The 3116-nt window shown below is 43.0% G+C and carries 1 protein-coding gene and 1 pseudogene; both read right to left on the minus strand.

Annotated elements, in window-relative coordinates; translation table 11 throughout:
- The coding region (locus GRP75_RS22720; RefSeq protein ID WP_160790436.1) for a fibronectin type III domain-containing protein at positions 1–2360 on the minus strand (2360 nt) is incomplete at its 3' end.
- A gap of 193 nt (positions 2361–2553) precedes the next feature.
- A pseudogene (locus GRP75_RS22725) lies at positions 2554–3116 on the minus strand (hypothetical protein); the annotation flags it as partial.

Raw genomic sequence — 3116 nt, forward strand, 5'->3', positions numbered from 1 at the left:
ATTGGATTATACACATCCTGTGTAACCGTATCCTTAAATATGATTTCTCCCGTACTTACGTCTGCTGCTGTAATATTATATTTGTTAGCTGATGAGACTGGCGTAAAGTCAGCCATGATTTCTGCAGAATGACGAGAGACAGGTCGTAACTGGATATGCTCAGGGGCATCAGGTAACGTTAATATATGGACTCGATTAGAATACGCATTACCTCCCACATGATTACTAGAACGCACTTCATATTCGTATTGCCGCCCTCCTTGTAGCCCTCTATCTGTAAAAGAATTTGTCGGATGCGTAACATCCCAAACCTCATTAGTTGTTAGATTTCGGACTGTATAAACGTAACCATCATCAAGACCAGACGGGAGAGTCCACTGCAAATCAGCTTCTGTATTTCGTATGGATGTCGCAGAGAGCACAACCGACTGGGGCTGCCTTTGAATGCGAAGTGCACTGCTGACCGTTTCATAAATGTTACCCACCCTGTCTTTGACCTTGGCATGAACATACCATTCACCTTCATCTGAAAGATCCATCTGGATTGTTGTATCGGCTGAAGCATCCCAGTTTTCTGGTGAATCAGGGCTGTTCGTGATTTTATACTGCATTGTGGATGACTCAATCCCCGAATGCTGATCGGCATATCGTATCCTCACATGAATATGGGTATCTTTCCATTCACGCGAATCCGGCGTCAGTTGAATCGTCGGTGGTTCCAAATCAATATAAGATATTGCGGATACTGGATCACTTCGATTCCCAGCTGCATCTACAGCTTGAGCAGTCAATTTTACGATACCCGAACCATTTAATATTCCAGACGAACCAGACACATAGGTGCCAGAACCCAATTGATATTCATAATGTACTGCTGTAGTATCCGTCGCACCCGATAGAGTAAACTGCACTGGCTTATTGGTATATCCGGTAGGTATCGTCACCTCGGAAAACGTAACTTTCGGAGGCGTTGGCTTGGTTCGATCAATCATGACCGATTGAGTCACGATTGGACTAGACACGTCGAGATTATTGATCGTCCGCGCTGATAATTCGTAAATCCCTTCTGCATTTAATGTAAAAGTACCCTTGTAGGTCAACCACTCCCCTGATGGAATCAAGCGATACTGTGTCATCTTAATTCCATTTGTAAGGTCACTTCCTGAATCAATGGTAATATTCACATCATGGTTCGTTGGGCCTGTTTCACTAGCCCGGATGACAGGAGCAGTCGGTCCCTTTTTATCAATGGTGACTTCTTTGCTTACTTCTTGGCTCACATTACCGACGCCGTCAATGGAGCGTGCATGTACCGTGCTTTTACCATCTTTATTCACATGAAACACTCCACTATAATCCTGCCAATCTTGATTCACAACGCCCGTCAAACGAAATTGAGTATGGGCTAGTCCAGAATAATCGTCTGTTCCCGGTTGTAATGAAATCGTATAGTCATTACTGTTTCCCGTTGCGTTTAGGATGGGTGGAGTTGGTGACATCTTGTCTATTCGGACATTCCCGGAAGAAAGACCACTATACTGGTTATTCACGTCTACTGTCCGGGCATAGATCGTATTTACACCGTGATCATATACAGTAAAGGGACCTGTGTATGGCTGGAATGCTCCTCCATTCAGGCTATATTCATAGTATTTTAGCCCTTCAGGAGCCACGTCCCCATTTATCCACACGGTTACGGGTTCTTTGGTCCATCCTGTAATCGCTTGTCCCTCTGTACCTGCATGGATCTGAGGTGGTTTAGGCATTAGGTCCGATTTGGGAATAACACGGATTCCAAACTTGGATATTTCATTGCTTGTCTGTTGGTTAGTTCCCACCGCTCTGAAATATCGAACATCCCTTAATGTAATAGAGTCGGTGATATCTATCCATTTTCCCTGGTAAAATCTATCGGCATAGAATTTCGTTACATTAGTCCATGTGTATAAGTTCGTTCCGTTAGGCCTCCAACTGTCGCCTGCTGCGTTATTAGATGTATATATATCAGTATGATACGACCCTTCAATGTAAACAAAAATTCTATAATCAGAAGTCTTAATAGATCTTCCAATATCAATAAAACGATTTGTCGGCTGCGTAGTACCATCACATTTATATCTCGCCGAACCCATGCCAGTGTATACTTCCGTTGCTCCTATCCCACTTCCTGACCAAGAGCCCCAACTGTCGCCTCCACCCGGCAAATTGTTTTGGCAAAAAGGGCCTCCAATGATCTCCTGAGTAGCAGCTGATACCCTTTCCGGAAATATGGGAATTATCGTTAATAGTAGGACTACAGCCAAAAATCCGTACACCCACTTCCTATACTTCCTTACCTTTCGCTTATTTTTTCGATACATACACTTCTCCTTACTTTATTTTATTTTCAAAGAGTTTTACAAACTCGCTTCGGGTAAAATAGAAAAAGCACCTCAAACAAAGGCGTTAATGCCTAGGTTTGAGGTGCTTCCTCTATATCACGAGTATGTTTTGAAGCTATTATACTTCGTTCCAATCAGGTTGTAAACAGAACTGACAAATTATTTGAAGGTGTTAATGAACCTGAACGCCTAATTTTCGAAAAAATCCTCGCATATTCTGCATGTAAGAATCCTGAGTAGCGGAAGATTGCTTAAGAAGATTTTGCATACTGTTCATAAAAGCAGAAGATGATGTCGTATCAGCTTTGTCAAACCGATTGTTTAGCGGTGTGTTATTGAGCAACTCTGCATTCTGTCCCGTACGTTCCTTGTATTTCTCAATCCAATCGGGATGTTGAGGAACCTTTTGCGCAAAATTTAACAGTTGGCTCAGCCCATTTCCTCCACCTTTAATATCATTCATGTACGCAGTATATTTTTGAGGATCAACCTGCTTCATCACTTCCGACAGCTTGACATAATCCTCAGGAGCACCTGACGGACGATCTATTGGAGTCGTGTAGCTAATATCTCCGGTCTCTGGATCAGTGGATCGTGTCAAAGCAATACTAGCAATCTGGTTCATGGTTTCCAGAAACTCTTTGGCCTTGTCGCCTTCCATGTAATGATCGGCAATATACTTGGATTGAGTAACTCCCATCTCCAGCAGCACAGCTCGTTGACTCTCATCCGTTA

It is taken from the genome of Paenibacillus sp. OT2-17, from assembly GCF_009827695.1.
Classification (GTDB): Bacteria; Bacillota; Bacilli; order Paenibacillales; family Paenibacillaceae; genus Paenibacillus; species Paenibacillus polymyxa_B.